The organism is Thermostichus vulcanus str. 'Rupite' (genome assembly GCF_022848905.1).
In the GTDB taxonomy this organism is placed as follows: domain Bacteria; phylum Cyanobacteriota; class Cyanobacteriia; order Thermostichales; family Thermostichaceae; genus Thermostichus; species Thermostichus vulcanus_A.
The window spans coordinates 1-3123 of sequence record NZ_JAFIRA010000095.1 but is presented as its reverse complement, the minus strand read 5'-3'; the positions used below and the strand labels follow the sequence as shown (position 1 = coordinate 3123).

The following is a 3123-nucleotide window of genomic DNA, read 5'->3' as shown; positions in this document are numbered from 1 at the left end:
CCGCCACTGCCAAACGGTTCTGCCCCCGGTCAACACCTAACCGCTCCGTACTCTTCACTTCGGGAACATCCCAAGTGATAGACAGAACAGCATACCAAACCCCACGTATTTGCATCAGTTTCAAGGTGCCCCGTTCGCAATCCTGTTCGGCCAAGATGCGCTCAAGACGCTCGGCATAGTAGGAACTGCCAACCTCAAGGGGAACCCGCTTGTCACCCTGAATGGTGGGAAAACTCACCGAGTAGGTACTACCTACTCGGTGCAGCTTCCAGTTTTGGTTGTTGACCTCCGGCCAGAACACTTTGAAGTGTTTGACCCGCTGGCCGGCTTTCCCTTTGAGGATGCGAATCACCTGGTTGGAGAGGGCCGACTTGAGTGGTGTCACCACTTTGGCGGTTGTTAATGCTTTTCGTTCCTTCGGACTGATGCGCAGCAGTTGGTTTGCCAGTTCGGTTGTCGCACAAACCGTCTGGTTAAACATCTCTGCTTTGACCGCATCGCCCTCCGGGCGGTGCGGAGCACCATTGAGGTCAAGAAACTTGAGCTTGAGTGTCGTGGTGACCCGTTTCATGGGGACTATTGTACTATTTCTGCTGCTGAATAAATTCAGCCTGTGCGCTTACTGCTCCGCAGGGCCGGAGGCCATTATCCCCCGGTTGGAAACCGGGGGCTTTACGCTGCTTTTCGTAAGACAGTGGCAGTTTTTTCCGGCTGATCAATAAATGTGATCAAAATGGGCAGATCGGTCGAAAGTTCGAGCAGGCTACTGCTACGGATGCGGCTGTTACGACCAAACCCGGCGATGGCCCGAACAACAGTTCCTCCCGCTAGTCCTCTTTTACGAGCCAACTGCAAGAGAGCTAGGTAGAGAGGCTGACCCTGCCAGCGATTGGATTCCCCGATGTAAATGTTCAGTTGATGCGCAGACGCTTCCGGGAACACCATTCTTTACCTCCACAAACGAGCAAGCAGGATCCCAATTTCCATGGCTACAGCACCCAGTAGGGCGGATCCCAACCAATACAGCAGACTGATGTTGAATCGGTGCTGTTGCCAGAGGCTAAAGCTATCCAACTCATAGGTAGAAAAGGTTGTATAGGAGCCCAAAAAGCCTACCCCCAGAAGCAGCCGTGCTTCGGGTGGAATCTCAGCCCGTTCCATGGCCAGCGTCATAAACCAGCCCATGACCAGGCAGCCTGATAGGTTAATCGCCAGCGTGCCGTAGGGAAAACTTGATCCAAAATGTTGGGCAAACCAGAGACTAAGGTAGTAGCGGCTTAGGGATCCGCCAATAGCCCCTAAGCTGATGGCCAGAGGGAATCTCAGCTGGGGATCCGAGAAAGAATGACTCAGCTGACTCAGCAGCACTTGCATCCAAAAAAACATGGGTGTTTCAGTTAGTGAGGGGCTTTCCGTTTTCCGAACAAGGTTTGCTTCAAAGCCGCGAGCCAGGATCGGTCTTGAAGCCATTCTCCTCCACCAAAATCACCGGGATCGGACTGGTTTCCAGCACTGCCTGCGACGTGGATCCCACCAACACCTGATCCCAGCCGCGGTGGCCGCGTTTGCCCATCACCACATCCGTCACCTGTTCTTCGCTGGCCACCTTCACAATCATCTCCGCCAATGGCCCTGAACACAGCCAAAATTGATGGCGAATATCCGCCAAAAGCCGTTGTGTTTGGTGGCGCAACTGCTGGGTCGGGATCCCTTCTGGGTCATCCGTAACATGCAGGACAATCACCTCGCCATCGACGCGCCGGGCCAAATCAGCCACCTTCCGCAACACCGCCTCCGCCAGGGGAGAGGTATCAACTGCCGCCAAAAAGCGAACCTGACCTTGGCTGCCCACCTTGGTGGGATCCACCTCCCCCTTTTCCAAGAGCCGGGGGGCAAACACCTGCGTGGACCAAGCCCCCAGAGGAGCGGTGACCAGAATCGACAAAGCGGCCAGAGCCAGGATAGTCTCCCCACCGCCAATGCCTTCTGCCAGTGGGATCCCACCAATTGCCGCCTGCACCGTCGCCTTAGCCATATTCCCCGGCAGCAAAAACAGCTTTTCCCTGCGATTCCAGTTACTCCCCAGCGTGGACAGCCACCACCCTAAGCCCCGCCCCACAAGCAAACCTAGGCCCAACAGCAGGATCCCTGGCAAAAGCACGGATCCCAGCACCGACAGATTGAGGGAGGCCCCCAGCAGCACAAACAACACGATCTCCGCCACTGTCCAAAGAGTATCGAACCCACCCCGCAGCCTTCGTGCTAAGGGTGCATCCAACTCAATCAGGAAAAAGCCCATCGCCATTGTCGCCAGGTACCCGGAAAAATAGGGCCACACCTGCGGGAAAATCACCAGCCACAGCGCCATACAGGCCGCCAGCAGCACATCTTGGGCCGTATTGCGAGTCCAATTCTGCCGAGTGAGCAACGACACCAAAGCCCGCGCCGCCAGGTAGCCTATGCCCACACCCAAGGCAATCTCGATCACCACCTGAATGGGCAGCCATTGCAGAGGGGAGAGTTCCCAGCCCAAAAGTCTGATGCTTTCTCCTCCGCCTTGCCCCAAGAAGCTGAGCAACAGGCTGAACACCAACAGCAACAGCACATCCGAAAGGGCGCTGCCGGTCAAGATCGCATCCGGGATCCCTTTTGTGACCCCCCAGCCCAAGCTTTTCAGCCGCAACATCCCTGGCACAATCACCGCCGGCGACTCCGCCCCAATCACACAGCCCAGGAGTAGCCCCGTGGGAAAATCCCAGCCGAACAGGCCCATCGCCACCACCGCCACCACCACTGCTTCACAGGCCGCCGGCAGAAACCCCAAACGCAGCGCCACGGATCCCTGTTGGGACAGCTTCTCCCGATCCAGCCCCAGACCCGCCTTCATCAGGATGATCATCACCGCCAGCACCCGCAGGTCATCGGCTGCCGCCAGCACCTCTGCAGACAAGACATCTCCCACCTGAGGCCCGAGCAGGATCCCCACCCCGATCATTCCCAGCAATGGGGGCATCCCCAGCCGACCGACGATCTGGCCGACAAAAAACCCCATCCCCAAAATCCATAGCCAACTGCCCAGCATGAATGGATCCCTCTCCTTCCGTCGTGGTGTTAAGGGGCAGT

At 57.0% G+C, this 3123-nt stretch carries 3 protein-coding genes and 1 pseudogene; all 4 read right to left on the bottom strand.

Translation table 11 applies throughout. From position 1 onward, the window contains the following. Positions 1 to 571 (bottom strand): annotated as a pseudogene (locus JX360_RS17155) (RNA-guided endonuclease TnpB family protein); the annotation flags it as partial. Positions 572 to 672: 101 nt separating this feature from the next. After that, the gene (locus JX360_RS17150; protein WP_244353434.1) at positions 673 to 945 is read right to left on the bottom strand and encodes a DUF190 domain-containing protein; all 273 of its coding nucleotides are present in this window, start codon (positions 943 to 945) and stop codon (positions 673 to 675) included. A 3-nt stretch (positions 946 to 948) separates the two neighbouring features. After that, positions 949 to 1374 (bottom strand): fluoride efflux transporter CrcB, encoded by a 426-nt coding sequence (gene crcB, locus JX360_RS17145; RefSeq protein WP_244353432.1) that lies wholly within the window; start codon positions 1372 to 1374, stop codon positions 949 to 951. Between the two features lie 61 nt (positions 1375 to 1435). Then, positions 1436 to 3082 carry a cation:proton antiporter gene (locus JX360_RS17140; RefSeq protein WP_244353435.1) on the bottom strand — a complete coding sequence of 549 codons (1647 nt, stop codon included), beginning with the start codon at positions 3080 to 3082 and terminating at the stop codon, positions 1436 to 1438. Between the last annotated feature and the right edge of the window lie 41 nt (positions 3083 to 3123).